Annotated in this window: 29 protein-coding genes; 17 read left to right on the plus strand and 12 right to left on the minus strand. The window is 57.5% G+C overall.

Annotated features, from left to right (window positions below; translation table 11 throughout):
- The first annotated feature begins 115 nt into the window (after nt 1-115).
- On the plus strand, nt 116-574 hold the full coding sequence (tnpA, locus tag QOL81_RS14570; RefSeq protein WP_060422544.1) for an IS200/IS605 family transposase: 459 nt from the start codon (nt 116-118) through the stop codon (nt 572-574).
- A 107-nt stretch (nt 575-681) separates the two neighbouring features.
- Here tnpA and QOL81_RS14575 read toward each other — a convergent pair whose 3' ends face one another.
- Entirely contained in the window at nt 682-1,260 is a 579-nt protein-coding gene (locus tag QOL81_RS14575) for a YceI family protein (protein WP_016928208.1), read from the minus strand.
- Between the two features lie 23 nt (nt 1,261-1,283).
- Entirely contained in the window at nt 1,284-1,838 is a 555-nt protein-coding gene (locus QOL81_RS14580; RefSeq protein ID WP_169318261.1) for a cytochrome b, read from the minus strand.
- Between the two features lie 442 nt (nt 1,839-2,280).
- Between QOL81_RS14580 and QOL81_RS14585 the strand changes: the two genes are divergently transcribed.
- A complete protein-coding gene (locus tag QOL81_RS14585) occupies nt 2,281-3,330 on the plus strand; it encodes an AI-2E family transporter (RefSeq protein ID WP_197757974.1) in 1,050 nt (349 codons plus the stop codon).
- 592 nt (nt 3,331-3,922) lie between these two features.
- Entirely contained in the window at nt 3,923-4,438 is a 516-nt protein-coding gene (locus QOL81_RS14590; protein WP_230200972.1) for a DUF2778 domain-containing protein, read from the plus strand.
- A gap of 333 nt (nt 4,439-4,771) precedes the next feature.
- Here the strand turns inward: QOL81_RS14590 and QOL81_RS14595 are convergent, their stop codons facing one another.
- The 8 genes from QOL81_RS14595 to pyrC form a co-directional block, all read right to left on the minus strand.
- On the minus strand, nt 4,772-5,791 hold the full coding sequence (locus tag QOL81_RS14595; RefSeq protein WP_060419546.1) for a zinc-dependent alcohol dehydrogenase family protein: 1,020 nt from the start codon (nt 5,789-5,791) through the stop codon (nt 4,772-4,774).
- Nucleotides 5,792-5,794: 3 nt separating this feature from the next.
- On the minus strand, nt 5,795-5,911 hold the full coding sequence (locus tag QOL81_RS14600; RefSeq protein WP_004927822.1) for a DUF2770 family protein: 117 nt from the start codon (nt 5,909-5,911) through the stop codon (nt 5,795-5,797).
- Between the two features lie 122 nt (nt 5,912-6,033).
- Nucleotides 6,034-6,660, minus strand: coding sequence for a LuxR C-terminal-related transcriptional regulator (locus QOL81_RS14605; RefSeq protein ID WP_038875489.1), 627 nt, complete (start codon nt 6,658-6,660; stop codon nt 6,034-6,036).
- A gap of 216 nt (nt 6,661-6,876) precedes the next feature.
- The gene (solA, locus tag QOL81_RS14610; RefSeq protein ID WP_197827429.1) at nt 6,877-7,992 is read right to left on the minus strand and encodes an N-methyl-L-tryptophan oxidase; all 1,116 of its coding nucleotides are present in this window, start codon (nt 7,990-7,992) and stop codon (nt 6,877-6,879) included.
- Nucleotides 7,993-8,134: 142 nt separating this feature from the next.
- The gene (bssS, locus tag QOL81_RS14615; protein ID WP_004927812.1) at nt 8,135-8,389 is read right to left on the minus strand and encodes a biofilm formation regulator BssS; all 255 of its coding nucleotides are present in this window, start codon (nt 8,387-8,389) and stop codon (nt 8,135-8,137) included.
- 201 nt (nt 8,390-8,590) lie between these two features.
- Nucleotides 8,591-8,869: a hypothetical protein gene (locus tag QOL81_RS14620; protein ID WP_038875495.1), complete on the minus strand. Its 279-nt coding sequence runs from the start codon at nt 8,867-8,869 to the stop codon at nt 8,591-8,593.
- Between the two features lie 130 nt (nt 8,870-8,999).
- Nucleotides 9,000-9,239, minus strand: coding sequence for a DNA damage-inducible protein I (gene dinI / locus QOL81_RS14625; RefSeq protein WP_038875499.1), 240 nt, complete (start codon nt 9,237-9,239; stop codon nt 9,000-9,002).
- Between the two features lie 75 nt (nt 9,240-9,314).
- Nucleotides 9,315-10,361 (minus strand): dihydroorotase, encoded by a 1,047-nt coding sequence (gene pyrC / locus QOL81_RS14630; protein WP_038875502.1) that lies wholly within the window; start codon nt 10,359-10,361, stop codon nt 9,315-9,317.
- Nucleotides 10,362-10,574: 213 nt separating this feature from the next.
- Here pyrC and QOL81_RS14635 point away from each other — a divergent pair, with 213 nt between their 5' ends.
- A complete protein-coding gene (locus QOL81_RS14635; RefSeq protein ID WP_015377446.1) occupies nt 10,575-10,862 on the plus strand; it encodes a putative quinol monooxygenase in 288 nt (95 codons plus the stop codon).
- A gap of 62 nt (nt 10,863-10,924) precedes the next feature.
- On the opposite strand, the gene rne is transcribed toward QOL81_RS14635, so the two are convergent.
- A complete protein-coding gene (gene rne / locus QOL81_RS14640; protein WP_072265401.1) occupies nt 10,925-14,302 on the minus strand; it encodes a ribonuclease E in 3,378 nt (1,125 codons plus the stop codon).
- 552 nt (nt 14,303-14,854) lie between these two features.
- Here rne and rluC point away from each other — a divergent pair.
- The gene (gene rluC, locus QOL81_RS14645; RefSeq protein WP_038875510.1) at nt 14,855-15,814 is read left to right on the plus strand and encodes a 23S rRNA pseudouridine(955/2504/2580) synthase RluC; all 960 of its coding nucleotides are present in this window, start codon (nt 14,855-14,857) and stop codon (nt 15,812-15,814) included.
- Nucleotides 15,815-15,820: 6 nt separating this feature from the next.
- Here rluC and QOL81_RS14650 read toward each other — a convergent pair whose 3' ends face one another.
- Nucleotides 15,821-16,402: a Maf family protein gene (locus QOL81_RS14650; RefSeq protein WP_075335116.1), complete on the minus strand. Its 582-nt coding sequence runs from the start codon at nt 16,400-16,402 to the stop codon at nt 15,821-15,823.
- 141 nt (nt 16,403-16,543) lie between these two features.
- On the opposite strand from QOL81_RS14650, the gene yceD reads away from it, so the two are divergent.
- The 12 genes from yceD to holB all read left to right on the plus strand — a co-directional run bounded on the left by yceD (nt 16,544) and on the right by holB (nt 26,281).
- A complete protein-coding gene (gene yceD, locus QOL81_RS14655; protein WP_004927780.1) occupies nt 16,544-17,065 on the plus strand; it encodes a 23S rRNA accumulation protein YceD in 522 nt (173 codons plus the stop codon).
- A gap of 16 nt (nt 17,066-17,081) precedes the next feature.
- Nucleotides 17,082-17,249, plus strand: coding sequence for a 50S ribosomal protein L32 (rpmF, locus tag QOL81_RS14660; protein WP_004927778.1), 168 nt, complete (start codon nt 17,082-17,084; stop codon nt 17,247-17,249).
- 11 nt (nt 17,250-17,260) lie between these two features.
- Nucleotides 17,261-18,295, plus strand: coding sequence for a phosphate acyltransferase PlsX (gene plsX, locus QOL81_RS14665; protein WP_169318274.1), 1,035 nt, complete (start codon nt 17,261-17,263; stop codon nt 18,293-18,295).
- Between the two features lie 6 nt (nt 18,296-18,301).
- Nucleotides 18,302-19,255 carry a beta-ketoacyl-ACP synthase III gene (locus tag QOL81_RS14670; protein WP_060419538.1) on the plus strand — a complete coding sequence of 318 codons (954 nt, stop codon included), beginning with the start codon at nt 18,302-18,304 and terminating at the stop codon, nt 19,253-19,255.
- Between the two features lie 18 nt (nt 19,256-19,273).
- Nucleotides 19,274-20,203, plus strand: coding sequence for an ACP S-malonyltransferase (fabD, locus tag QOL81_RS14675; RefSeq protein WP_015377451.1), 930 nt, complete (start codon nt 19,274-19,276; stop codon nt 20,201-20,203).
- Between the two features lie 11 nt (nt 20,204-20,214).
- Nucleotides 20,215-20,949, plus strand: a complete 735-nt coding sequence (gene fabG / locus QOL81_RS14680) for a 3-oxoacyl-ACP reductase FabG (RefSeq protein WP_016928193.1) — start codon at nt 20,215-20,217, stop codon at nt 20,947-20,949.
- 154 nt (nt 20,950-21,103) lie between these two features.
- Nucleotides 21,104-21,340, plus strand: coding sequence for an acyl carrier protein (gene acpP / locus QOL81_RS14685; protein WP_004719003.1), 237 nt, complete (start codon nt 21,104-21,106; stop codon nt 21,338-21,340).
- 82 nt (nt 21,341-21,422) lie between these two features.
- Nucleotides 21,423-22,664, plus strand: coding sequence for a beta-ketoacyl-ACP synthase II (gene fabF / locus QOL81_RS14690; RefSeq protein ID WP_049197999.1), 1,242 nt, complete (start codon nt 21,423-21,425; stop codon nt 22,662-22,664).
- Between the two features lie 145 nt (nt 22,665-22,809).
- On the plus strand, nt 22,810-23,607 hold the full coding sequence (gene pabC / locus QOL81_RS14695) for an aminodeoxychorismate lyase (protein ID WP_060419536.1): 798 nt from the start codon (nt 22,810-22,812) through the stop codon (nt 23,605-23,607).
- Nucleotides 23,608-23,620: 13 nt separating this feature from the next.
- A complete protein-coding gene (gene mltG, locus QOL81_RS14700; RefSeq protein WP_047727793.1) occupies nt 23,621-24,646 on the plus strand; it encodes an endolytic transglycosylase MltG in 1,026 nt (341 codons plus the stop codon).
- On the plus strand, nt 24,636-25,274 hold the full coding sequence (gene tmk / locus QOL81_RS14705; RefSeq protein ID WP_033646442.1) for a dTMP kinase: 639 nt from the start codon (nt 24,636-24,638) through the stop codon (nt 25,272-25,274). Before mltG ends, tmk begins: the two co-directional genes overlap by 11 nt.
- Complete coding sequence (gene holB, locus QOL81_RS14710; protein WP_100396546.1) at nt 25,274-26,281, plus strand: DNA polymerase III subunit delta'; 1,008 nt, start codon at nt 25,274-25,276, stop codon at nt 26,279-26,281. Before tmk ends, holB begins: the two co-directional genes overlap by 1 nt.
- The last annotated feature ends 8 nt before the right edge of the window (nt 26,282-26,289 follow it).

Below are 26,289 nucleotides of genomic sequence, written 5' to 3' on the forward strand. Positions count from 1 at the left end.
GGTTCCGTAAAGCTTACAGCTTTGAGTATGCTTTTAAAGCCCCTTTTGATTTGTTAGAAAACCTTGCGGTCTGGCAACTGCAAAGGTTCATTCGAAGAATCGAAAGGAGGTCCCGATGGGGGACGAAAAGAGCTTAGCGCACACGCGATGGAACTGTAAATATCACATAGTATTTGCCCCAAAGTACCGGAGGCAGGTGTTCTACAGCGAAAAACGTAGAGCAATAGGCAGCATATTAAGAAAGCTATGTGAATGGAAATGCGTAGCGATCCTGGAAGCAGAATGCTGTCCAGATCATATCCACATGCTTGTGGAGATCCCGCCGAAAGTGAGTGTATCGAGCTTTATGGGATATCAGAAGGGCAAAAGCAGCCTGATGCTTTACGAGCAATTTGGAGAGCTGAAGTACAAGTATCGCAATCGGGAATTCTGGTGTCGAGGATACTACGTAGATACGGTGGGTAAAAATACAACAAAAATAAAGGATTACATAAAGCATCAGTTGGAACAGGATAAGCTGGGAGAGCAACTGTCGATCCCGTATCCAGGCAGCCCGTTTACGGGCCGTAAGTAACGGTCGAAACGCAAATGTCAGATTGCTATGCGCCTGTTAGGGCGCGGCTGGTAAGAGAGCCTTACAGGCGCATATGAAAAACCTCCGGCTATGCCGGAGGATATTTATTATTTCTCGCGCACGCCTTCTACGGAGATGATCAGCTCAACGTCTTGCGACGCCGGGCCCAGATCGGTGGTGATGCCGAAGTCTTTCAGCTTGATCTTGCCGTTGGCTTCAAAGCCGGCGCGGTAGCCGCCCCACGGATCGTTGCCCTGGCCAATCAGTTTGGCGTCCAGCGTGACCGGCTTGGTCACGCCGTTCAACGTCAGGTTACCGACCACCGCATAACCGTCGCCGCTTTTCTTCACTTCGGTGGATTCAAACTTGGCCTGCTTGTTCTTCTCTACGTTGAGGAACTCAGCGCTGCGCAGGTGCTTGTCGCGTTCGGCGTGGTTGGTGTCGACGCTGGCGGTATTGATGGTCACGTTGACCTTGTCCTTGGACGGATCTTTTTCGTCGAAGGTGAAGCCGCCGTCGAAGTCTTTAAAGCTGCCGTACAGCCAGCTGTAGCCCAGGTGCTGGATGCGGAATTCGATAAAGGCGTGCTGGCCCTGTTTGTCGATCTTGTAGTCCGCCGCCAGTGCGGAACCGGCGCTCAGCAGCAGGGCGCCTGCGGTCAGGCCCAATACGGTCTTTTTCAACATAGCAATCTCCATAAATCCAAAGGTTAATCGGCGCTGCTACCCAGCATCCGTTTCAAAGTGACATCACGATCGATAAAGTGATGTTTAAGCGCGGCCAGCCCGTGCAGTACCGAGAGCACTACCACGGCCCAGGCCAGGTAAAGGTGAATGGCGCCGGCGGTATCGGCTTGCTTCGCCATGCCGGTCACGGTGGCGGGCACGTCGAACCAGCCGAATACGCTGATCGGTTGGCCGTCGGCGGTCGAGATCAGATAGCCGCTGATCAGAATGCCGAACAGCACGGCGTACAACGCCAGATGCGCGAGAATGGCGCTGACGCGAGTGAGGCGACCATAGCTGGCCAGAGGCTTGGGCGGCGGCGAGACAAAGCGCCAGATCACGCGGATCACCATGATGATGAACAGCAGCGCGCCGATGCTTTTGTGGATCTCCGGCGCCTGGTGGTACCAGACGTCGTAATAGCCCAGCGTGACCATCCACAGGCCGAGTGCGAACATGCCGTACACCGTCAGCGCCACCAGCCAGTGGATCAACACTGACACATGGCCGAAACGATCGGCGGTATTTTTCCAGAGCATCCTGTTTCCTTCGATTACCGATTGGCTGGCTGCAATAATTAAACTTTAGGAAACATAAAATCAATAATAAATTTAACTATGTTACTTCTTAGAAATATTAGTCAGTGAATTTGTTTGAGATGTTCGGAGTTCATCAGATAAATCGTTGAAGATGATATTATTTCTTTCACGTAACGATTATGCTAGTTGTTGAAAATTAGGCTTATTATCTATTAATGTCAGCTTTTGTCATTTTACGTAAACCGTCCATAAATTGCTCGGTGGTATTATTTGTTGGCAAAGGTTATGCCTATTTCTCGCGGCGAAGAGCAGGGTGGAAAGATTAATTTTTTCGAACGGTTACGCGAAATCCTCTGCGGCATAACGGCGGACTTTGCTACCATTAGCGCCAAGCGTCGGCTCTTGATGGCCGGTTAACCCAGTGAAATAACAAGGAAACGTCATGGGCCGAACCCGTGTAACCGACAACAGCCTGCGTTTGGCCGTCCTGCTGGCGATGTTGGTGATCATTCTGGCTGGGGTGAAAGCCGCCGCCGACATCGTGGTGCCGTTTCTACTGGCGGTGTTCCTCGCCATGGTGCTGAACCCGCTGGTGGCGATGCTGGAACGCAAGCGCATACCGCGTATCGTCGGGGTGACGCTGCTGGTGACGGCGGTGATTGTGGTCGTGATGCTGTTCATCGGCATGCTGGGCGCTTCGCTGAACGAGTTCGCCCGTTCGCTGCCGCAGTACCGCGGCATGATGATCGAGAAACTGCGCGAGCTGCAGTATTACGCCGATCGCTTCAATATCAGCCTCTCCAGCGAAGCGATGCTGCAATATGTCGATCCCAGCGCGGCGATGAATCTGGTTACCCGCATGCTGGGGCACCTGTCTGGCGCCATGACCAACGTCTTCCTGCTGCTGATGACCGTGGTGTTTATGCTGTTCGAAGTGCAGCTGCTGCCTTATAAACTGCAGCAGGCGCTGGATAAGCCGAATGAAGGCCTCGCCGCGATGCGGCGGGCGCTGGACGGCGTGACGCGCTATCTGGTGATTAAAACCATTATTAGCCTGGCCACCGGGGTGATCGTCTGGATCTTTCTGGCGGCGGTCGGCGTACGCTTCGCCTTTATCTGGGGGCTGCTGGCATTTCTGCTCAACTATATTCCCAATATCGGCTCGGTATTGGCCGCCATTCCGCCGCTGATTCAGGCGCTGCTGTTCAACGGATTGGGTGATGCGCTGGTGGTGGCGGGCGGCTTTATCGCTGTCAACATGGTGATCGGCAATATCTTCGAGCCGCGGGTGATGGGGCGCGGACTGGGGTTGTCGACGCTGGTGGTATTCCTGTCGCTGATCTTTTGGGGCTGGCTGCTCGGCCCGGTCGGCATGCTGCTGTCGGTGCCGCTGACAATCGTGGCGCGCATCGCGCTGGAGACTACCGAGGGCGGCTATCGGCTGGCGGTCATTTTGGGTGACGGTCGCCCGCCGCGTCAGCCGCCGGAGTGAGGTAATTTCTTGTAGCCACGTTGAGCCGTGCGTTGTTAATGAGTTTTGAATAAGCCACCCAACGGTGGCTTAACGCTTCTACTGCTAATGCATATTGTGAACATTGGCTATTCAGTAAAAACTACAACCACTTAGACCACTTTACATAGGCGACACAAACGACAATGGCCCAGATGAGGGTGAGGTAAAAACCAGAGTTTGGGAACACTGAAACGAAAATAACCCCGCCGATAATAATGAGTACGATAGGGATTAGGTAAGCGAACGAGTTACCCAGCCATTCAATCAACCACTTCATTTTGTGAGCACCCAAAGTTCAGAAAGATTTTCTATTTTACTCCTAAAGACTATATGGGTAACAACAGGAATATCACTTCGGTAAATTAGCGGCATCCAAGGGTTCGTAAAATTTATCTTTATCCATATCATTTTCAATATATATGATGCGGTAGTGATTAATGACAGGAATTACGAATGATATAGCTAGTGAAATACTTTTACGAGAACAGTGATAACTGTTATACATACCAAGAAAAGCGGTAGAGTACATAAATGTACCAAGCATAAGGATATGTGCATGTTGATAATGAGGATGAGTTACAACGATCTTTCAAAAAACGGAGGAGAAGCGAAGCTCCACGTCTATGGGCTAGGTACTTTCCCCGTTTTTTCTGGTAGGCAGCCGTACACAAATGATCCTAACTGCACCTACATTGAGAACAGTGCAATACCTGTTGGTCGTTATTGGTTGGTTGACAGACCGAGAGGTAGTCTAGCCAATCAAGTTCGTTCGTGGGTGCTTGACCAGTACACAGGAAACGATCATAGCGACTGGTTAGCTCTGTTCAGTGCTCAAACAATGAGTGACAGCATGTTTGTAAATAGGATCGCACGTGGTAGTTTTAGATTGCATCCGCTCAGACCCGATGGCCGCGGTTATAGTGAAGGGTGCATTACGTTTGTGAGTCGTCTGGAGTTTTACAAGGTCCGTCGCTTCATCCTTGGAATGAAGCTTATTAGAGTTCCTGGGTCACGCAGTACGTTGATGACCTATGGTTTTGTTGATGTGCAAGGGGAGAGCAAGTTTGAAAAATGCATCGCTCGTTAAGAATATAGTACTGTATATTGCATGTTTCATTACTGCTTTCTGTTTCTCTCGCTATGGGATGCCACTGTATGGCTTAACGTCACTCATCATCGATACCTCTCAACAACTCTTTGGCAGGTATCAAACAGGTTTCTATGAAATGGACGCAGATCCACTGACATTCAGTACGCTGATATTCACTGTGGCACTCTATGCCTTGGTTATATTCGGTTTGGTGAAGATGGCATTAAGACAATTCAGATAAATACAGAATGTCCGATGTGTTAATAAAATGGCATCTCACCACTAATAAGTTTGCATTATCGGGAAAGTCGCCTTTTCCTCCATTGCATTTTATTTATTGGGAACTCCGTTGAATAATAGTTCATCCGCCGTAACCATCTCCGATGCCGTCGGCGTAAGAAAGATTTTGCCGTTCACACCGGGCTGCGCAGCGTGTTGCAGCGCCGCTGCGTACTGATATAAAGGGTAAATAGCCGCGGGCGGGCGCAGCGTCAGCTGGCCGCGCCGCAGCAGCTGGAATAGCTGATAAAACGCCGTTTGCCACTGCGCCGGTGCCGCCTGCGCATTCCATTTACGCAGGTGGAACAGCGAAGCACGCAGCTTCAATTCGTCCACCACGCGCCGCCAGTCCACCTGGCGCCCACCCAGCAGGCCCAGCGCCACAAAGTCGCCGCCGGTGCGAACCGCCCGCGCCAGCTGCAATCCGTCTTCTCCGCCGATGCAGTCGATAGCGGCGCGGGCACCAAAGTGGGTCATTTGCGCCAGCTGCGGCGCCTCAATAACGCGCCAGGCACCGGCGGCCAGCAGCGCCGGGCGATGAGTGAGGTTGCGCACCACCACCGCCAGACGAATGCCACGCAGCGCCGTCATCTGTGCCAGCAGCAGGCTAACGGCGGAGCCGCCGCCGTTGAGCAGCAGCACGTCGCCGGCGTTGAGCGGCAGCCATTGCGTCAGCAGCACCCAGCAGGTGAGCGGGTTGATATAGATTTGCGCCGCGCTGGCGTCGTCGATGTCGTCCGGTACCCAGACCACCCGTTCTTCAGGCAGCGTGACGAAGGTTTGCCAGCTGCCGTCACCCGCTACCGCCAGTGCGCGTCGGCCGGTCGAGCGTCCGCTTTGCGGATCGACGATGACGCCTACGCCTTCATAGCCAGGCACCTGCGGCAGGGCGATGCGGTGCGCGTATTGGCCGTGAATCGGGATCAGGTCGGAAGGGTTGATCGGGGCATAGCGCATCTGCAGCAGCAGCCGGCCGGGGCGCAGCGGCGGCCTGCTCGTCTGCTGCAGCGCCAGCACCTGGGCGGGATCGCCGAAGCGGCTGAAGCTCAATCGGGGAAATGACGACGGCATGGGTTACATCACGAAGAAAAAATAGACATCCAGCGCCAGCAGCACCAGCCACAGACAAAGATACAGCACCAGGTGCTCACGCACGTTGTTGACGATAGCCGCCAGTATTCGGTTTAACATTTCAGCCGCCTGAAGAAAGAGACCTTTGATTATAGTCCTTTTCTCGGCACCTTTTATAGCGGGGCGCGCGTGAGCGCTGGAAGAGTGGCGATAAAAAAGCCTGCGTTATCGCAGGCTTGATGTTACACCGCCAGCAGCGCCAGCGGCGTCGAATTCGTTGGTGCGCTGGGCGGGTAGAAATAACGCAGCACGTTATACAGCGAGTAGAACTCCAGCCGGTTGCGCGCGTTGATCTTCTCCGTGATGTGACGCTTGTGCACATACACCGTATGCGAGCTGATCTGCAGCTTTTTCGCGATGCGGTAGTTGGGCATTTCTGCCATCCAATATTTCATCACCGTCAGTTCCTGCGGGCTGAACAGGGAACGCTCTTCGCCGTCATCGGCCAGCGCCAGCGGATTTTCGCGCAGCGTGCGCAAGGTGAGTGGCAGAATGCTTTTATTGAACAGGAACGCGTTATCGGCGATGCGCATTGGCGTTTCGCTGTAGGGGTAAGGCGTATCGAGATAGATAAACAGCAAGGCAGACTGACTGGCTTCCATAAACGCCAGCAGCTGTGCGTCCGCTTCGTTATAGCGGCACTGGTTGCTGAGGTTCACCAGAATGTGGCTCGGCTGAAAGCTGGCCAACAGCGGCGTAGCGTACTCAATGCTGTGGCAGCACTTGATCGTTGTAATCCCACTATCAGCAAAGTAGCTGGCTATACCGACCCGGGTGAAGCAGCATTCGTCCACGACAAGTAGTTTCATGGTGACGTCCTTGTTGAAAGCCGATGGAGCATATCTTCTGTAAAATAGGACTTACACTGCAAGTGTTCAATTCGGAAATTCAAATGCTGAATGCAAGAAATTTCCGTTATCAGAATTTTTACTTGGTATTTAAAAGAGTTAGCAGGTTAATAAATTGTAACTGCCAAATTTTGCTGTCCAGGGCACGACGGCAACCTGGACAGAGAAATCCTTCGCTTAGCTAAATCGTTTCAGACCAAAGCTGGCGACGTCGACCGGCGGCGCTTTGTCCTGCGCGAACAGGGCGGCAATCTCACCCAGCGCGCTGGCGAACTTGAAGCCGTGGCCGCTCAATCCGCTGATGACCATCAGGCGATCGCACTCCGGCAGGGTATCGATAATAAAGTCTTCGTCGGGGCTCATGTCATAACTGCAGGCTTCGCCGTGTAAACATACGCCTACACCCGGCAAAAACTGCCGCAGGAAGGAGAAAACTTCGGTGCCGTCACTGGCGTAGCTACCGAAGGGTTTGCGCTGCTCGGGGGCGTCCATCGGCTGCCCACCGTCGTGTTTACCCACTTTCAGGCCGTCGTTATCCGCCGGGAAGCCGTAATAGTGCGTGCCGTCCTGCGCTTCGACGGTAAAGGCCGGGAAGCGATTGTTCACGCTGTAGCGGCCGTCCGCCTGATGCCAGGAGAAAACCTTGCGCAATGGCGCAATCGGCAGCTGCGGCAACAGCGCTTTCACCCAGGTGCCGGCGGTGACCACGGCTTTTCGCGCCGTGAAACGCCCTTCGCCGGTGACGACTGCAACGCCACCATCGATAGGCTCCACCGCGCTGACCGGGCAGTTGAACAGCTGGCTGCAGCCGGCCTCTTTCGCCAGCTTGATCAGGCTGGCCACCGCCAGCTCGGAGCGCAAGAAGCCGGCATCCGGCTCGAAAACGCCGACGTAACCGTCTGGCGCGCGGAATTCCGGCCAGCGTTGAGCGATCTGTTCGGCACTGAGGGTTTGTGCGTTCAGGCGGAATTTCTGCGCGCTCTGCTGAGCATTGTGAATGAATTCGGAGTGCTGCGGCCCCAAATTGAGCACGCCGCACGACTGGAACAGTTCCTCGCCGGATTGTTGAATCAGCGCATTCCACAACGCCTGTGCGCGCAGCACCAGCGGCACGTACTTTTCACCTTCGCCGTAAGCGTGACGGATTATGCGGGTATCGCCGTGATGGCTGCCGTTGCGGTGCGGGGGAATGGCGCTGTCGATCATCAGCACTTTCAAGCCGGCCCGGGTAGCGTAATACCCTGCCGCCGCGCCGACTGAACCGCTGCCCACCACAATCAAATCATATTCCACGTGCCCCACCCTCTCTGATAGCGATTTCTTATCGCCCCATGATAAAAGGTTGCCGAGCGCAATGCACTGATTGAACGGCGAAAGGCAAAGAAAAAGGCGCCGGGAATGGGTCGCGGCGCCTCAGGGGTTAGGGGACGATGAATCAATGTTTTCTGCGATCAAGATCCTGGTAATCCGTAGCTTCAATCTTGGCGATGCCGGCCTCTAAGATATTGATTAATTGACGGGCGACATCTGTGGTCAGCCAAAGCGTTCTGTCTACTTGGGCTTCTTCTGGCGTTTGGTCTAGTGAAGACAGGTAATGAAGGCGTATCATCATGGCGTCGTAAACGTCGACAGTACTGATATCCCAACCGACAAGCGGGTGCGTCTGAATTACTTCATCATTTCTGTCCATAAAGACCCCTTATTGAGTAGTAACTACCGTGAGTGACTAACGAGGATCAATGCGGCTCATCATCATGAGAGCAATTACAGTATACGCATCCGCTTTCATCGGTGGAGGGGGTTGTCACCGAAATTTGCAAAATAAATATTTATTTGAACAATTATTCTACAAACCGGTATGCGAATTTTTGGATGAATAAAGCGCAGGGCATTATTCCGCGCCGGCTGGCGGCGGTGAACCGTGCAGGCATTTTTCCAGCTCTTCGGCCAAATGGGCGAAATGTTTCTGCGTTTCGGCGTCGCGGTTTTGGCTGTGCGATTCCAGCTTCAGGCTGTGGATCAGCAGTTGGTTGGCTTTGTCATCCAGGCTGAAGGCCAGATAAGAGAAAGCCACTTCCAATACGTTCAGGCGCCTTTTCTGATCGGCAATCAGCGCCAGCAATTCACCAAACGTCATCGCGTCTTCGGATTTCACCTTGTCCGGGGCCATGCTTACTCCTTTGCGTTAAATACAGCGCTGAGGCGGATTTTGTTCCAAAGTAAGGGTAAGCGATGAATGGGCAGGGCGCCAGAAACAAAAAAGCCGGAGAGCGACCCCCGGCAAAAACAGCATTGCAGTGTTATTCTGCGCTGAACCACTCGTCCGCGCTTTCCCAGGTTTCCTGAAGGATTTCCTCGATCAGATCCCGGTCGGTTTTGGCGCCTCCCAGCACGGAGAGGCCGTTGGCGCCGGCATAACGTACTTGCACGACGGCGTCTGGAAACTGGCGATTGACCCGCTTGCCCAGTTCGCCGGTCAGCGCCTCAATGGCACCCGCCGGCAGCGGCCGGGTTTTATCTATAGTGACTTCAACACGCATAATTGCCCCCGAAGCGATTTACTGTTTATTTATACAGTTAACCGGGTGCGGGAGCAAGAGGGCGAAGCAAAAATATCAGTCTTTCAGCGACCAGTTCAGGGTTTCACCGGCCAGGAAGGGGATCACGGATTCATTGCCCAGGGCGATCTCTTCCGGTTGGGTGGTCGGCACGCGCTGCAGCTCGATGAAGTCTTCGTTGAGCGGCAGACCATAGAAGCGTGGACCGTTGAGCGAGCAGAAGGCTTCAAAGTGCTCCAACGCGCCGAGTTGTTCGAACACGGCAGCGTAAGCCGGGATGGCATTCGGCGCGTTGAAGCAGCCGGCGCAGCCACAGCTGGATTCTTTGCGGTGCTTGAGATGCGGCGCGGAGTCGGTGCCGAGGAAGAAACGATCCGAACCGCTGGCGACCGCCTGACGCAGCGCTTCCTGGTGGACATTGCGCTTGAGGATCGGCAGGCAGAACAGGTGTGGGCGAATGCCGCCCACCAGCATGTGGTTGCGGTTGAACATCAGGTGCTGTGGCGTGATGGTGGCGCCGAGGAAACGATTGCCTGCCTGCACATATTGCGCCGCTTCTTTGGTGGTGATGTGCTCGAAGACGATCTTCAACTCTGGGAACTGGCGGCGGATAGGTTCCATGACCTGTTCGATAAAGCGCGCCTCGCGGTCGAAAATATCGACGGCAGGATCGGTCACTTCGCCGTGGATCAGCAGCGGCATGCCGATTTTTTGCATCTGTTCGAACAGCGGGTAAATGCCGGTCACGTCGCTGACGCCGTGGCTGGAGTTGGTCGTAGCGTTGGCCGGATACAGCTTGGCGGCGGTAAACACCCCTTGCTCGAAGCCGTTGACCAGTTCACTGGCCGCCAGGGAGTTGGTGAGGTAGCAGGTCATCAGCGGAGTGAAGTTGTGGCCCTGCGGGACCGCCGCCAGAATGCGATCGCGGTAGGCGCGCGCGGCGGCCACGGTCGTTACGGGGGGAACCAGGTTCGGCATCACGATCGCCCGGCCAAATACCTGGCTGGTATAGGGCACCACCGTTTTCAGCATCTCGTCATCACGCAGGTGGATATGCCAGTCGTCTGGGCGGCGGATTTTCAGAACTTGAGGTTGTGCGGTCATCTAGCTAGGCTCCGGCGGTCAAATACGTCTAATGAAAAGCGAATAATGGGTTTATTCACGCCGGGGTGTAAGGATAAGCGGAAAGTGCCTGAGATGCATCTGTTTGTTGGCGACAAGTTGAAATCAATAGGGCGGCGGGCGCATAGTGGCAGAGATTTCAACGATGCCGACGCCAATACCGTCGACCTTCATCAAGTGGAAAGGGAGAAAGCAATGGAAGTACGCGTTATCGCCACCCTGCAAGCGAAAGCGGGATTTGAAGCCGCCGTCAGCGAAGCGGTGCACGATATTATCGAGCCGAGCCGCCAGGAGTTGGGCAACCTGCAGTATGATTTACATCGCGATCTGGAAAAGCCGGGCGTCTTCGTGTTCTTTGAGCGTTGGGCCAGCAGCGAAGCGCTGGATAAGCATAATGAGACGGCGCATTTTCAGCAGTTCGTCAGCCGGCTTGACGGCAAGTTGGACGTTTTGGACATCAAGAAACTGAAAAAGATAGCCTGAGCCTTTTTACAGGCAAGAAAAAACCCGCCGATGGCGGGTTTTTTTTAGGGTTGCAGATTAACTCATTCGTTAACCGGCTGTGGCTTGGTGGCCGGCGCGGTCGCCTGGCTCACCGCCGAATGGCCGCCTGCCGAGCCTTTGCCTTCAAAGTTGAAGGAAGGGCGCTGCCAGTCGCTGTGCTTGCGTTCTTCCGGCACGTAGGCCGGCGCAGGCGCTTTGGTCATCGGCGCAGTGGCGATGTGTTTGTACAGCACGTCCTGCACGGCTTTCACCGGTGCCGGCTGCTGAGCAACCACAGGCGCAGGTTCCGCGGCGATTGGCGCTGGGACTTTTTCGACCGGAGCGGCTTCTACGGCGGCTGGCGCAGGTGCGGCTTCTGCCACTGGCGTTTCTTCCGCTGGCGTGGCTTCTGCCGGTGCAGTTTCGACCACAGGCTTCTCTTCCACCAGCTTGGCTTCAACCACAGGTTCTGCAGTTACGGCTTCAGCTACCGGCTCGGCTTCCACTGCCGGGGCAGTCTCTTCCGCTTTCGGTTCTTCAACTGCGGCAGGTGCCGGTGCGGCTTCCACCGGCGCCGGGGTTTCCTCGGCCGGGGTGGCAACGACCGGCGCCACGGCTGCAGCTTCTTCTTCCGTTACGGTGACGGCTGCAGTTTCAACGGCGGCTTCTGGAGCCGGCTCGTTGACGCTGGCCGCAGCCTGAGTTTCTTCCACGGCAGCGCTGTGTTGTTCAACCGCTGCGGCGACAACCGGTGCCGCTGCCTGTTCTACGACTTCGGCCTGCACTTCGGCTTCTTCAACCTGAGCAACCGGGTAGCTTACCCAGACTTTGCCCGACGCCATTTCCGGCGAAGCGAACGCGCCCGCCAGCGGCATTGGGGATTGCAGCGGGTAACGCTCATCACGGTAACGGCGGCGGCGCTGGCCGCTGACGCGCAGGTGACGCGGTGAACGACGGGAGCGACGCGGCATGCCTTCGCCGTTGCCGCGGTTTTCGCCCTGGGCATCGTCTTCCGGCTGAACGGCAACGGTTTCCGGCAGCAGCTTGACGCTGTCGTCGGCGGTCGGCTGTGCGTCGGCGGCTTTCGCGACCGGCGCTTTCGGTGCCAACAGCTCTTCCGCTGCACGCTGCAGTTCTTCTTCCGCAGACAGGATGCGCACTTTCTGCGACAGAGGGCGGCGCTGACGGCGCTGCATGTTCTGCTGCTGGCGTTCTTCCTGCTCTTCGTCGGTGCTCTCGACCGCTTCAACGCTTTCCAGCGCTTTCACTTCCTGCTGAGCCTGGCGCTTCTCTTCCTGACGACGACGCTGGCGTTCAGCACGTTGCTCACGACGCTGCTGCTGATCTTCGCGCGGCGCTTTAGCGCTTTCTTCCGAGGCGGTTTCCTCAGCGACCGGTGCGTTCTGCTGCTGGTTGCGGCGGTTACGGCGCTGTTCATCGCGGGATTCACGCGATTCACGGCCTTCACGGTTCTCACGCGGTTCACGGTTGTCGCGCTCGCGATTGTCACGGCCTTCACCGCGCTCTTTACGCTCGCCGCGTTCCGGACGATCGCCACGCTCACCGCGCTCTTTACGGCCGGTGCCTTGACGGCGCTGACCGCGACGATCCTGACGACGGTTTTCACCGTTGCCTTCCGCCTTCGGCGTTTCGGCCGGTTTGGCTTCTTCGACGGCAGGTTGTTCTTCACCGGCGAACAGGCTCTTCAGCCCCCCGAACAGGCGGCCCAGGAAGCCCGGCTTGGCGGCGACCGGCGCTGCGGCTTGAGCCTTGGCGGCGGCAGCGGCAGGCTTGGCCACGGCGACAGCTTCTTCAGCCGGCGGCGGCGCATCGGCGGACAGGGAGAAGGAAGCCAGGGCCGGTTGCTCCGGACGCTTGCGTTCCATCGGCGCATCTTCCAGCGGGCGCTCCATGTCTTCTTCATGCAGCTTCGGCAGCAGGTAGCTCAGAGTAGAGGTTTCCTCACCTTTACGCACACGCAGCACCGAGTAGTGCGGGGTTTGCATCTGATCGTTCGGCACGATGACGGCTTTCACGCCGCCCTGGCGTTTTTCGATCGCGCTGACGGATTCGCGCTTTTCGTTCAGCAGGTACGAAGCGACCTGAACCGGCACGATAGCGTGAACTTCTTTGGTGTTTTCCTTCAGCGCTTCTTCTTCGATCAGGCGCAGGATGGACAGCGCCAGCGATTCGTTGTCACGGATGGTGCCGGTGCCGTTACAGCGTGGGCACACGTGGTGGCTGGACTCGCCCAGCGACGGGCTGAGGCGCTGACGGGACATTTCCAGCAGGCCGAAACGGGAAATGCGGCCGATCTGGATGCGCGCGCGGTCCTGGCGCACGGCGTCGCGCAGGCGGTTTTCCACTTCGCGCTGGTGGCGAACCGGCGTCATGTCGATGAAGTCGATGACGATCAGGCCGCCAAGGTCACGCAGGCGCAGCTGGCGAGCGATCTCGTCCGCCGCTTCCAGGTTGGTGTTGAACGCCGTCTCTTCGATGTCGCCGCCGCGGGTTGCGCGGGCGGAGTTGATGTCGATGGCGGTCAGCGCTTCGGTGCTGTCGATGACGATCGAGCCGCCGGACGGCAGGCGCACTTCGCGCTGGAAGGCGGATTCGATCTGCGATTCGATCTGGTAGTGGCTGAACAGAGGGATTTCACCGCTGTACAGTTTGATTTTGCTGCTGAAATCCGGGCGGCCCAGCGCAGCGATGTGCTCTTTGGCCAGATCGAGAATTTTCGGGTTGTCGATCAGGATTTCGCCGATGTCCGGGCGCAGGTAATCGCGGAAGGCGCGCACGATAACGTTGCTTTCCTGGTGGATCAGGAACGGCGCAGGGCGGCCTTCGGCGGCTTTTTTAATCGCTTCCCAGTGCTTGAGACGGAAGGAGAGATCCCACTGCAGCGCGTCGGCGGATTTGCCTACGCCCGCGGTGCGAACGATCAGGCCCATGCCGTCCGGCAGTTGCAACGAGGAGAGCGCTTCTTTCAGCTCGGTGCGATCGTCGCCCTCGATGCGGCGGGAAATGCCACCGGCACGCGGGTTGTTCGGCATCAGAACCAGATAGCTGCCCGCCAGGCTGATGAAGGTGGTCAAGGCGGCGCCTTTGTTGCCACGTTCTTCTTTGTCTACCTGAACGATGACTTCCTGGCCTTCGCGCAGCACATCTTTGATGTTCGGGCGGCCATGGGAAGAGTAATTGCTAGGGAAGTATTCGCGGGCGATTTCTTTAAGGGGGAGGAAACCATGTCGTTCTGCGCCGTAGTCCACGAACGCTGCTTCAAGACTTGGTTCAATGCGGGTGATTTTGCCTTTGTAAATATTCGCTTTTTTCTGCTCATGACCCGGACTTTCGATATCCAAATCATACAGCCGCTGTCCATCTACGAGGGCAACACGCAACTCTTCCTGCTGAGTTGCGTTAATCAACATTCTTTTCATCTTAACTTACTCGTTATTTTTACATTATCGACAAAGCTGCGGGCAAAATAACCTCATGGCCGGAGTTAAACCGAAAGCCCCGTGTCTTCTCGCAAAGCCGTCAACCTCACGGTTGTCGCCTGCATAGGGGCGCATTATCTCGGTAAGCCTGCTTTTCTTTGTGAAAGACAGCACTTTTACTAGGGGAATAGCCTCTGATTTACGTCGACAGATCTGATTCCATTTGCCGGCCAAGCTGCAACCCGCAGCCCGCTAATTGTTTGATTTCGCATTACGTCTTACGCCATTGCTGCGTTTTTGCGCGATCAGACAAATTTTATAATTCCACCGTTTTCCCTGTTTAACGAGAATCAACGCGGAAAGTGACTGCATTATTCCACTGCTGATGCCGTTATAGCAAGGTGACTTTTCCTTAACTGCGGAAGAAATCGCAAACGTTCAAATCGGCTTGCTGCCTTATTGTCCGCTGGGGTTTCGCCCGCCGTCAGAGAGACAGTTAAGCACAGAAAAAGATGTGGCGCTATTCACGCGCTCTATTTAGAATCCCGCACCATGAAAACGAACAATCCAGCAGTACAATTCATCACGATTTCCGACGACGAAGCCGGTCAGAGAATCGACAACTTTCTGCTCGCTCGCCTGAAAGGCGTGCCGAAGAGCATGATTTATCGCATCGTGCGTAAGGGCGAGGTGCGGGTCAATAAAGGACGCATCAAGGTCGAATACAAATTGGCGGCCGGCGACGTGGTGCGCGTGCCGCCGGTGCGGGTAGCCGAGCGCGAAGAAACGCCGGTGTCGGCCAAGCTGGATAAGGTAGCCGCATTGGCCGACTGCATCCTTTATGAAGACGACCACCTGCTGATCCTCAACAAGCCCTCCGGCACCGCGGTGCATGGCGGCAGCGGCCTGAGCTTCGGCGTGATCGAAGGGCTGCGCGCGCTGCGCCCGGAAGCCCGTTTCCTCGAGCTGGTGCACCGTCTGGATCGCGACACCTCCGGTGTGCTGCTGGTGGCCAAGAAGCGCTCCGCGCTGCGCTCGCTGCACGAACAGCTGCGGCTGAAGGGGATGCAGAAGGATTATCTGGCGCTGGTGCGCGGCCAGTGGCAGTCCCACTGCAAGGCCGTACAGGCGCCGCTGCTGAAAAACATTCTGCAAAGCGGTGAGCGCATCGTGCGCGTCAGTAGCGAAGGCAAGCCTTCGGAAACCCGCTTCAAGGTGGAAGAGCGTTACGAATTCGCCACCCTGGTGAAGGCCAGCCCGATAACCGGGCGCACTCACCAGATCCGCGTGCACACGCTGCATGCCGGGCACCCGATCGCCTTTGACGATCGCTATGGCGACCGCGAGTTCGATCGCCAGCTGGCGGGTACCGGCCTGAAGCGGCTGTTCCTGCATGCCGCGGCGCTGCGCTTTGAGCATCCATCCACCGGCGAAACGATGCGCATCGAAGCGCCGATGGACGAAGAGCTGCGCCACTGCCTGCAGGTGCTGCGCCGGCAGGCGGCCAAGTAATCCGCGTCAGACCAGCGGGTTGATCTCCTCAGCCCGCAACATCTCCAACAGCGCGATCAACGGCAGGCCGATCAGGGCGTTCGGGTCCCGGCCTTCCAGCCTGTCGAACAGTGCGATCCCCAATCCTTCACTCTTAAAACTGCCTGCGCAGTTCAGCGGTTGCTCCAGGCGAACATAGGCAGCGATCTCCGTTTCGCTCAGCGCGCGAAAATGCACGTGGAACGGCTCGCACAGGGCCTGCAGCTGCTTGCTACGGCCGTTGTACAGCGCCAGGCCGGTATAAAAAGTCACGGCCTGGCCGCTGGCCTGGCGCAGCTGCGCCCGGGCGTTCTCCTCGGTATGGGGCTTGCCGGTGATGTTGCCATCGATCACGCAGACCTGATCGGAGCCGATGATCAGATGCTCGGGATAGGCGAGGGCCAGCGCCTGAGCCTTCGCCGCCGCCAGGCGCAGCACCAGCGCTTCGGCGGTTTCACCCGGCAGTGGGGTTTCATCCACCTCGGGTGCGGCGCAGTCGAAGGGCAGCTGCAGCTTCTCCAGCAGCATTTTTCGATAGGGGGAGGTGGAGGCTAAAAGCAATCTCTGCATAATTTTTTTCGCAAACCGTAGCGTAAATGGGTACGGCATTTTAAACTGTCGGCCGCTGTGGAAGCGAATATTGGTGAAAGGAGCCGTTTTACGGCCTTTTTCTTTGACTCTATGTCGTTACAAAGTTAATATGCGCGCCCTATGCAAAAGGTAAAATTACCCTTGACCATTGATGCGGTACGTACCGCTCAGAAACGCCTGGACTATGCTGGTGTCTATGCGCCTGAGCAGGTTACTCGTGTTGCCGACTCCGTGGTCAGTGTGGACAGTGATGTCGAGGTGTCGTTGTCGTTCAATATCGACAATCAGCGCCTCGCGGTGATAACAGGGCATGCGGACGTCACGGTAACGTTGATGTGCCAACGCTGTGGAGTCCCGTTCGAACATCAGGTTCACACAACATATTGTTTTAGCCCGGTCGTCAATGATGAGCAGGCTGAGGCATTACCGGAAGCGTACGAACCGATCGAAGTTGACGAGTTTGGCGAAGTCGATCTGTTGGCAATGATTGAAGACGAAATTATTCTTTCACTGCCTGTCGTTCCGGTACATGAATCTGAACACTGTGAAGTGTCCGAAGCGGACATGGTATTCGGCCAACTGCCTCCCGAGGCGGAGAAACCGAATCCGTTTGCCGTATTAGCCAGTTTAAAGCGTAAGTAATTGAGGAGTAAGGTCCATGGCCGTACAACAGAATAAACCAACCCGTTCCAAGCGTGGCATGCGTCGTTCTCACGATGCTCTGACCACGACTACTCTGTCTGTAGACAAAGTATCCGGTGAAACTCACCGTCGTCACCACATCACTGCCGACGGTTTCTACCGCGGTCGCAAGGTTATCGGCTAAGTAGCGATACCTTGACTCGTCTAACCCTGGCGTTAGATGCAATGGGCGGGGACTTCGGTCCCTGCGTCACAGTGCCTGCTTCGTTGCAGGCACTGGCCTCTAATCTACAGCTTCATCTCCTGCTGGTCGGCAATCCCGACGTCATCTCCCCTTTGCTTGCCCACGCCGATCCGGTTCTTCTGGAGCGTCTGCAAATCGTGCCCGCCGAGTCCGTGATCGCCGGCGACGCCAAACCTTCACAAGCGATACGCGCCAGCCGCGGCACGTCGATGCGCATTGCGCTCGAGCAGCTCAGCAGTGGCAAAGCGCAGGGCTGCGTCAGCGCCGGCAATACCGGTGCGCTGATGGGATTGGCGAAGCTGTTGGTCAAGCCGCTGGAGGGCATCGAACGCCCGGCGCTGATGACGGCTATCCCGAATCAGCAACGCAGTAAAACCGTGGTGCTGGATCTGGGCGCCAACGTCGAGTGCGACAGCACCATGCTGGTGCAGTTTGCCGTGATGGGCGCGGTGATGGCGGAAGAGGTGATCGGCATTGCGCAACCGCGGGTGGCGCTGCTGAATATTGGCGAAGAAGAGACCAAAGGCCTGGATAATATCCGCGAAGCGGCCGCTGTGCTAAAAAATACTCCGGCAATCAACTATATTGGTTACCTGGAAGGAAACGAACTGCTCACCGGCAAGACCGACGTGTTGGTTTGCGATGGCTTCGTGGGCAACGTCACCCTGAAAACCATGGAAGGGGTGGTCAGGGTGTTCTTATCGCTGCTGAAATCGTCCGGCGACGGAAACAAGCAAGCGTGGTGGCTGAAATTGTTGGGCCGTTGGTTGCAAAAACGGGTGGTTAAGCGGTTCGGCCACCTGAACCCCGACCAGTATAATGGCGCATGTCTGTTAGGATTGCGCAGCACCGTAGTCAAGAGCCACGGCGCTGCGAACCCTCACGCGTTTGCAGTCGCAATCGAACAGGCTGTGCAGGCGGTGCAGCGGCAAGTCCCGGAAAGGATTGCTGCGCGCCTTGAGGCTGTATTACCTAAGAGTGACTGATCGTACATGTATACAAAGATTCTCGGTACGGGGAGTTATTTGCCCGTACAAGTGCGCACCAATGCTGATTTGGAAAAAATGGTGGATACCTCTGACGAGTGGATCGTCACGCGTACCGGTATCCGCGAACGTCGCATCGCCGCTGCGGATGAAACCGTTGCGACGATGAGCTTCCAGGCCGCTGAGAAAGCGCTGGAAATGGCAGGTGTGGCTAAAGAAGACATTGGGCTGATCGTCGTGGCGACCACCTCGACCACTCACGCGTTCCCGAGCGCGGCGTGCCTGGTGCAGCAAATGCTGGGCATCAAAGACTGCGCGGCGTTCGATCTGGCTGCGGCCTGCGCCGGCTTCACTTACGCGCTCAGCGTGGCCGATCAGTACGTGAAAAACGGCGCGGTCAAACATGCGCTGGTTATCGGCGCGGACGTCTTGTCGCGCACGCTGGATCCTGAAGATCGCGGCACCATCATTCTGTTTGGCGATGGCGCAGGGGCGGTGGTGCTGGGGGCTTCTGAAGCGCCGGGCATTCTGTCTACCCATCTGCATGCCGACGGCAGCTACGGCAACCTGCTGACGCTGCCGTACAAGGATCGTCAGAATCAAGACAAGCCGGCCTATGTCACCATGGCGGGCAACGAAGTCTTCAAGGTTGCGGTTACCGAGCTGGCGCGCATCGTCGATGAGACGTTGCAGGCCAACAACATGGACCGCAGCGAGCTGGATTGGCTGGTACCGCACCAGGCCAACCTGCGCATCATCAGCGCAACGGCGAAAAAATTGGGCATGGGAATGGACAAAGTGGTGGTGACGCTCGATCGTCACGGCAACACCTCTGCCGCCTCGGTGCCTTCCGCGCTGGACGAAGCCGTGCGCGACGGGCGAATTCAGCGTGGCCAACTGGTGCTGCTGGAGGCCTTCGGCGGCGGCTTTACCTGGGGCTCGGCGCTGGTTCGTTTCTGATTTGGACAGGAAGAAAAAATGACGCAATTTGCTTTTGTTTTCCCGGGCCAGGGGTCACAGACCGTTGGCATGCTGGCCGAATTGGCCGCACAGTTCCCGATCGTCGAAGAAACCTTCGGCGAGGCCTCTTCCGCCCTGGGTTACGACCTGTGGCAGCTGGTGCAGCAAGGCCCGGCGGAAGAGCTGAACAAAACCTGGCAGACCCAACCGGCTCTGCTGGCCGCCTCGGTGGCGATTTTCCGCGTTTGGCAGCAGCAGGGCGGTAAAGCGCCTGCGCTGATGGCGGGTCACAGCCTGGGCGAATACTCGGCGCTGGTCTGCGCTGGCGTGCTGGACTTCAAGGCGGCGATCCGTCTGGTCGAGCTGCGCGGCAAGCTGATGCAGGAAGCGGTGCCGGAAGGCACCGGCGCGATGTACGCCATCATCGGTCTGGACAACGACGCGATCGCCAAGGCGTGTGAAGAGTCTGCGCAAGGGCAGGTGGTTTCTCCGGTCAACTTCAACTCGCCGGGCCAGGTGGTCATCGCCGGCAACAAAGAAGCGGTTGAGCGCGCAGGCGCCGCCTGCAAAGCCGCCGGCGCCAAGCGTGCGCTGCCGCTGCCGGTGAGCGTGCCTTCGCACTGCGCGCTGATGAAGCCGGCCGCCGACAAGCTGGCCGTGGCGCTGCAGGACATCACCTTCAACGCGCCGCAGGTGCCGGTGGTGAACAACGTCGACGTGCGCACCGAAAACGATCCGGAAGCGATCCGCAGCGCGCTGGTGCGTCAGCTGTACAGCCCGGTACGTTGGACCGAGAGCGTAGAATTTATCGCAGCACAGGGAGTGACGTCGCTGCTGGAAGTGGGGCCGGGCAAAGTGCTGACCGGCCTGACTAAACGTATTGTTGACACCCTGACGGCTGCGGCGGTGAACGACACCGCCAGCCTGTCGGCGGCGCTTGAACAATAAAGAGGAAAATGATGAGCTTCGAAGGTAAAATCGTTCTGGTCACCGGCGCGAGCCGCGGTATTGGCCGAGCTATTGCAGAAACGTTTGTGGCACGCGGCGCCAAAGTGATCGGCACCGCAACCAGCGAGAGCGGCGCTGAAGCGATCAGCAGCTACCTGGGCGCAAACGGTAAAGGGTTTATGTTGAACGTTGTTGATGCGCAATCTATCGACAGCGTGCTGGCATCGATTCGCGCCGAATTTGGCGAAATCGACATTTTAGTGAATAATGCCGGCATCACGCGTGATAACCTGCTGATGCGTATGAAGGATGACGAGTGGGAGGATATCCTCGACACCAACCTGACTTCCGTATTCCGCCTGTCAAAAGCGGTAATGCGCGCTATGATGAAAAAGCGGTTTGGCCGTATCATCACCATCGGTTCCGTTGTCGGCACCATGGGGAACGCAGGGCAGGCGAACTACGCGGCGGCTAAAGCCGGTTTGATTGGTTTTAGCAAATCTTTGGCACGTGAAGTTGCTTCGCGTGGCATTACGGTCAACGTCGTGGCACCTGGCTTTATTGAGACGGACATGACACGGGCGTTGACAGATGATCAACGCGCAGGCATTTTGTCATCAGTTCCAGCCAACCGGCTGGGCGATGCTAAAGAAATCGCCAGCGCTGTTGCATTTTTGGCCTCTGATGAGGCCGGCTATATCACCGGTGAAACGTTACATGTCAATGGCGGCATGTACATGATTTAAAAAATGTGAAAACCATTTGCGTTATTTGAGGCAAAAACCGCAAAATAGCGTAAAATCGTGGTTTGACCAGCCGGGATTTAGTTGCATCTTTTTCAGCATTTTATACACTACGAAAACCATCGCGAAAGCGAGTTTTGATAGGAAATTTAAGAGTATGAGCACTATCGAAGAACGCGTTAAGAAAATCATTGTTGAGCAACTGGGTGTTAAACAGGAAGAAGTTTTGAACAACGCTTCTTTCGTTGAAGATCTGGGCGCTGATTCTCTTGACACCGTTGAGCTGGTAATGGCACTGGAAGAAGAATTCGACACCGAGATTCCAGACGAAGAAGCTGAGAAGATCACTACTGTTCAGGCAGCTATTGATTTCATCAACGCTAGCCAGCAGTAAGAGAACATATCTAGGCGGTCGTTCGACCGCCTAAGTTTTTTCTATCCCTAGTGTCATATTTTTCCCTCCCTGGAGGACAAACGTGTCTAAGCGTCGAGTAGTTGTGACCGGACTGGGCATGTTGTCTCCTGTCGGCAATACGGTAGAGTCCACGTGGAACGCTCTTCTTGCCGGTCAGAGTGGCATCAGCCTGATCGACCATTTCGATACCACTGCCTATGCGACCAAGTTTGCTGGCCTGGTAAAGAATTTTAATTCTGAGGATTTCATCTCTCGCAAAGATGCGCGCAAGATGGACGCCTTTATCCAGTACGGTATCGCTGCCGGCATGCAAGCCATGCAGGATGCAGGCCTGGACATCACCGAGGCTAACGCCACCCGCATTGGAGCCGCGATCGGTTCCGGCATCGGCGGCCTGGGTTTGATCGAAGAAAACCACAGTTCACTGGTTAACGGTGGCCCACGGAAAATCAGTCCGTTCTTCGTGCCATCCACCATCGTGAATATGATTGCAGGCCACCTGACAATCATGTACGGCATGCGTGGCCCAAGCATTTCCATCGCCACCGCCTGTACTTCAGGTGTGCACAACATCGGCCATGCGGCGCGTATCATTGCTTACAATGATGCTGACGTGATGCTGGCCGGTGGGGCAGAGAAAGCCAGCACCCCATTGGGCGTCGGCGGCTTTGGCGCAGCGCGCGCCCTGTCCACCCGTAATGACAACCCGCAGGCGGCGAGCCGTCCGTGGGATAAAGATCGCGACGGCTTCGTGCTGGGCGACGGCGCCGGCATGATGGTGCTGGAAGAGTACGAGCACGCGAAAAAACGCGGCGCGAAAATCTACGCCGAAGTGGTGGGCTTTGGGATGAGCAGCGATGCTTATCACATGACGTCGCCGCCGGAAAACGGCGCAGGCGCTGCGCTGGCGATGGAAAATGCCCTGCTTGACGCCGGTGTGACCCCGTCACAAATCGGCTACATCAATGCGCACGGCACCTCTACGCCGGCGGGTGACCAGGCGGAAGCGCAGGCGGTGAAATCCGTCTTCGGCGCCGATGCCCACCGCGTGCTGGTGAGTTCGACCAAATCGATGACTGGCCACCTGTTGGGTGCGGCAGGCGCGATCGAGTCTATCTTCACCGTGCTGGCGCTGCGCGATCAGGCGGTACCGCCAACCATCAACCTGGATAACCCGGATGAAGGTTGCGATCTGGACTTCGTGCCTCACGAAGCGCGCCAGGTCAGCGATATGGAGTTCACCCTGTGTAACTCTTTCGGCTTCGGCGGCACCAACGGCTCGCTGATCTTCCGCCGAGTGTAACTCGCGCTGCGGATAGCTGACGAAAAGCCCGGTTTTTTAACCGGGCTTTTTTACGCCCGCCGTTTGGCCGCCGGTGGGGCTGCGTATCGTCTCGCCGCCTGCTATCCTGCGAGCGTAATGAGATAACCCGGCAACAGGAGGAAGCATGTACTGGATTAACGGACAACGCCACGATGCGCTGGCGCCGAGCGATCGTGGCCTGCAGTTCGGCGATGGCTGCTTTACTACCGCCCGGGTTATCGACGGTAACATCGAGCTGCTGCCCTGGCATCTGGAGCGGCTGCAGCAAGCGGCGCAGCGGCTGATGCTGCCTGCCACCGATTGGCTGGCTTTCGAGCGGGAGATGGCGCTGGCGGCCGAATCAATTCCACTCGGCGTGGTCAAAGCGATACTGACGCGCGGCAGCGGCGGGCGGGGTTACAGCCCGACGGGATGCGAAAACCCGACGCGTATCGTCGCCCGCAGCAGCTACCCTGCGCACTATTTGCAGTGGCGCGAGCAGGGCATCACGCTTGCGCTCAGCCCGGTGGCGCTGGCGCGCAATCCGTTGCTGGCGGGGTTGAAGCATTTGAATCGCCTGGAGCAGGTGCTGATCCGCGCGCATCTTGACCAGACGGCCGCCGACGAGGCGCTGGTGCTTGACACTGCCGGTATGCTGGTGGAATGCTGTGCGGCTAATTTGTTCTGGCGTAAGGGAAAAGCGGTATTTACCCCGGATCTGAGCCAGGCCGGCGTCGCGGGCCTGATGCGGCGGCGGGTGATCGCGCTGCTGGCGGGCTCGGAATACCGTCTGCAGTGCGTCAGTGAACCGCTGGAGACGCTGGCCGATGCCGACGAAGTGCTGGTGAGCAATGCGCTGATGCCGCTGCTGCCGGTAAACGCTGCGCAATCATGGCGTTATGCTTCGCGCCAGCTGTATGATTTTTTGCGTCCACACTGTTAACCATGGCTGATTGATGAAGAAAAGAAAGCTGAAGGTCCTGTCTGTTATTGTTGTTCTGGTATTGGCGCTGCTGTTTTGGGGCTACCAGAAGATCGAACGCTTTGCCGATACGCCGCTGGCTATCCAGCAAGAAACCATCTTCAAACTGCCGGCCGGCACCGGCCGGGTAGCGCTGGAAGGGCTACTGGTGCGCGATAAACTGGTGCGCAACGGGCGCTGGTTCCAGTGGCTGCTGAAGCTGGAGCCGGAGTTGGCGGAGTTTAAAGCCGGTACCTACCGGTTCACGCCGGGCATGACGGTGCGCCAGATGCTGAAACTGTTGGCCAGCGGCAAAGAGGCGCAGTTCACCGCACGCTTTATCGAAGGCTCACGCCTGCGTGACTGGCAGCAGGTGCTGCAGCAGTCCAAATACCTGAAACACACTCTGGCGGGCAAGAGCGAAGCGGAGATTGCCGCAGCGCTTGGCATTCCTGCGGGAGAAACGCCGGAAGGGCATTTGTACCCGGATACCTATCAGTATACCGCCGGTATGAGCGACATCGCGCTGCTCAAACGCGCACACGTGCGCATGAACAAAGCGCTGCAGGCCGCCTGGGCCGGCCGAGACACCAGCCTGCCGTATAAAACGCCGGAAGACCTGCTGACCATGGCCTCGATCGTCGAGAAAGAGACCGCGGTGCCGGAAGAGCGCAGCAAGGTCGCGTCGGTGTTCGTCAACCGCTTGCGCATCGGCATGCGCCTGCAGACCGATCCGACGGTGATCTACGGCATGGGCGAAAGCTATAATGGCAACATCACGCGCAAGGATCTGGAGACGCCGACGCCGTACAACACCTATGTGATCGCCGGCCTGCCGCCAACGCCGATCGCCATGCCGGGGGAGGCCTCGCTGCAGGCGGCCGCCAATCCGGCCAAAACGCCTTATCTCTATTTTGTCGCCGACGGCAAGGGTGGGCATACCTTCACCACCAATCTGGCGAGCCATAACCAGGCGGTGCGCGTGTACCGTCAGGCGTTAAAGGAAAAGAATGAAAAGTAAATTCGTTGTTATCGAAGGGCTGGAAGGCGCGGGTAAAACCACCGCGCGCGATACGGTGGTCAATGTGCTGCGCGAACACGGCGTCAGCGACATCGTCTTCACCCGCGAGCCGGGCGGCACGCCGCTGGCGGAGAAGCTGCGCGATCTGTTCAAGCGCGGCATCGACGGCGAATTGCCGACCATCAAGGCCGAAGTATTGATGCTGTACGCCGCGCGTGTGCAGCTGGTGGAAACCGTGATTAAACCGGCCCTGGCGCGCGGCGCCTGGGTGGTGGGCGATCGCCACGATCTCTCTTCACAGGCTTACCAGGGTGGCGGCCGCGGCGTGGATCCGCAGCTGATGAGCTCGCTGCGCGACACCGTGCTGGGGGATTTTCGCCCGGACTTGACGGTGTATCTCGATCTGCCGCCGCTGGTCGGCCTGCAACGCGCACAGGCGCGCGGTCAGTTGGATCGCATCGAACAGGAGGCGCTGCCGTTCTTCGAGCGCACCCGCGCTCGCTATCTCGAGCTGGCGGCGCAGGATAAAACCATCGTCACCGTCGACGCCGCCCAGCCGCTGGAGCAGGTGACCGCGGCGATCCGTGACTGCGTCGGCCACTGGCTGCGGCAGCAGGAAGGCGCATAATGAACTGGTACCCGTGGCTGAACGGCCCTTATCGCCAGCTGGTTGGGCAGTACGCCGACGGCCGCGGCCATCATGCGCTGCTGCTGCACGCGGCGGCGGGCAACGGTGACGACGCGCTAGCCTACGGCCTGAGCCGCTGGTTGATCTGCCAGCAGCGCAACGGTGAAAAAAGCTGCGGCGAGTGCCACAGCTGCCGGCTGATGCTGGCGGGGAACCACCCGGATTATCACGTGCTGGCGCCGGAAAAGGGCAAGAGCAGCCTGGGCATTGAGCCGATCCGTCAGGTGATTGAAACGCTGTACGCCCACGCCCAGCAGGGCGGCGCTAAAGTGATTTGGCTGCCGCAGGCGGAACAGCTGACCGAGGCGGCGGCCAACGCGCTGCTTAAAACGCTGGAAGAGCCGCCGGAGAAAACCTATTTTCTGCTGGGTTGCCGTGAGCCGTCGCGGCTGATGGCGACGCTGCGCAGCCGCTGCCTGTATTGGCATTTGGCCAGCCCGGATGAGCAGCTCAGCCTGCAGTGGCTGGGCCGACAGGCGGCCGGCTCTCAGACGGACCGCCTCACGGCGCTGCGCCTGCACGACGGCGCGCCGCTGGCCGCCGAACAGCTGTTGCAGCCGCAGCAGTGGCAACAGCGCAGCGCCCTGTGCGCCGCGTTGAGCGCCGCGCTGCCGCAGCGCGATATGCTGTCGCTGCTGCCGGTGTTGAACCATGAAGACGTCGCCGAGCGCCTACACTGGCTGTGCGCGCTGCTGGTGGACGCGATGAAGTGGCAGCAGGGCGCGCATCAGTATGTATTGAATCAGGATCAGCAACCGCTGGTGCATCAGCTGGCCAGCCTGCTGAGCAGCGCCTCGCTGCAGCAGATCGTGCAGCAGTGGCTGAACTGCCGCCATCAGCTGCTCAGCGTGGTGGGCGTCAATCGCGAGCTGCTGCTGACCGAACAGTTACTTCGCTGGGAACAGATGCTTGGCGCCGCCGGCTATTCCCACCCTCATTCGCTGTAAAGTAAAAG

This window comes from Serratia sp. CC22-02, from assembly GCF_900182895.1.
Taxonomy (GTDB): Bacteria; Pseudomonadota; Gammaproteobacteria; order Enterobacterales; family Enterobacteriaceae; genus Serratia; species Serratia nevei.

Bases quoted from the DNA above. Each gene is read 5' to 3' on its own strand.
- tnpA (WP_060422544.1), top strand. From the start codon at position 116: ATGGGGGACGAAAAGAGCTTAGCGCACACGCGATGGAACTGTAAATAT.
- QOL81_RS14575 (WP_016928208.1), bottom strand. From the start codon at position 1,260: ATGTTGAAAAAGACCGTATTGGGCCTGACCGCAGGCGCCCTGCTGCTG.
- QOL81_RS14580 (WP_169318261.1), bottom strand. From the start codon at position 1,838: ATGCTCTGGAAAAATACCGCCGATCGTTTCGGCCATGTGTCAGTGTTG.
- QOL81_RS14585 (WP_197757974.1), top strand. From the start codon at position 2,281: ATGGGCCGAACCCGTGTAACCGACAACAGCCTGCGTTTGGCCGTCCTG.
- QOL81_RS14590 (WP_230200972.1), top strand. From the start codon at position 3,923: ATGAGTTACAACGATCTTTCAAAAAACGGAGGAGAAGCGAAGCTCCAC.
- QOL81_RS14595 (WP_060419546.1), bottom strand. From the start codon at position 5,791: ATGCCGTCGTCATTTCCCCGATTGAGCTTCAGCCGCTTCGGCGATCCC.
- QOL81_RS14600 (WP_004927822.1), bottom strand. From the start codon at position 5,911: ATGTTAAACCGAATACTGGCGGCTATCGTCAACAACGTGCGTGAGCAC.
- QOL81_RS14605 (WP_038875489.1), bottom strand. From the start codon at position 6,660: ATGAAACTACTTGTCGTGGACGAATGCTGCTTCACCCGGGTCGGTATA.
- bssS (WP_004927812.1), bottom strand. From the start codon at position 8,389: ATGGACAGAAATGATGAAGTAATTCAGACGCACCCGCTTGTCGGTTGG.
- QOL81_RS14620 (WP_038875495.1), bottom strand. From the start codon at position 8,869: ATGGCCCCGGACAAGGTGAAATCCGAAGACGCGATGACGTTTGGTGAA.
- dinI (WP_038875499.1), bottom strand. From the start codon at position 9,239: ATGCGTGTTGAAGTCACTATAGATAAAACCCGGCCGCTGCCGGCGGGT.
- pyrC (WP_038875502.1), bottom strand. From the start codon at position 10,361: ATGACCGCACAACCTCAAGTTCTGAAAATCCGCCGCCCAGACGACTGG.
- QOL81_RS14635 (WP_015377446.1), top strand. From the start codon at position 10,575: ATGGAAGTACGCGTTATCGCCACCCTGCAAGCGAAAGCGGGATTTGAA.
- rne (WP_072265401.1), bottom strand. From the start codon at position 14,302: ATGAAAAGAATGTTGATTAACGCAACTCAGCAGGAAGAGTTGCGTGTT.
- rluC (WP_038875510.1), top strand. From the start codon at position 14,855: ATGAAAACGAACAATCCAGCAGTACAATTCATCACGATTTCCGACGAC.
- QOL81_RS14650 (WP_075335116.1), bottom strand. From the start codon at position 16,402: ATGCAGAGATTGCTTTTAGCCTCCACCTCCCCCTATCGAAAAATGCTG.
- yceD (WP_004927780.1), top strand. From the start codon at position 16,544: ATGCAAAAGGTAAAATTACCCTTGACCATTGATGCGGTACGTACCGCT.
- rpmF (WP_004927778.1), top strand. From the start codon at position 17,082: ATGGCCGTACAACAGAATAAACCAACCCGTTCCAAGCGTGGCATGCGT.
- QOL81_RS14670 (WP_060419538.1), top strand. From the start codon at position 18,302: ATGTATACAAAGATTCTCGGTACGGGGAGTTATTTGCCCGTACAAGTG.
- fabD (WP_015377451.1), top strand. From the start codon at position 19,274: ATGACGCAATTTGCTTTTGTTTTCCCGGGCCAGGGGTCACAGACCGTT.
- fabG (WP_016928193.1), top strand. From the start codon at position 20,215: ATGAGCTTCGAAGGTAAAATCGTTCTGGTCACCGGCGCGAGCCGCGGT.
- acpP (WP_004719003.1), top strand. From the start codon at position 21,104: ATGAGCACTATCGAAGAACGCGTTAAGAAAATCATTGTTGAGCAACTG.
- pabC (WP_060419536.1), top strand. From the start codon at position 22,810: ATGTACTGGATTAACGGACAACGCCACGATGCGCTGGCGCCGAGCGAT.
- mltG (WP_047727793.1), top strand. From the start codon at position 23,621: ATGAAGAAAAGAAAGCTGAAGGTCCTGTCTGTTATTGTTGTTCTGGTA.
- tmk (WP_033646442.1), top strand. From the start codon at position 24,636: ATGAAAAGTAAATTCGTTGTTATCGAAGGGCTGGAAGGCGCGGGTAAA.
- holB (WP_100396546.1), top strand. From the start codon at position 25,274: ATGAACTGGTACCCGTGGCTGAACGGCCCTTATCGCCAGCTGGTTGGG.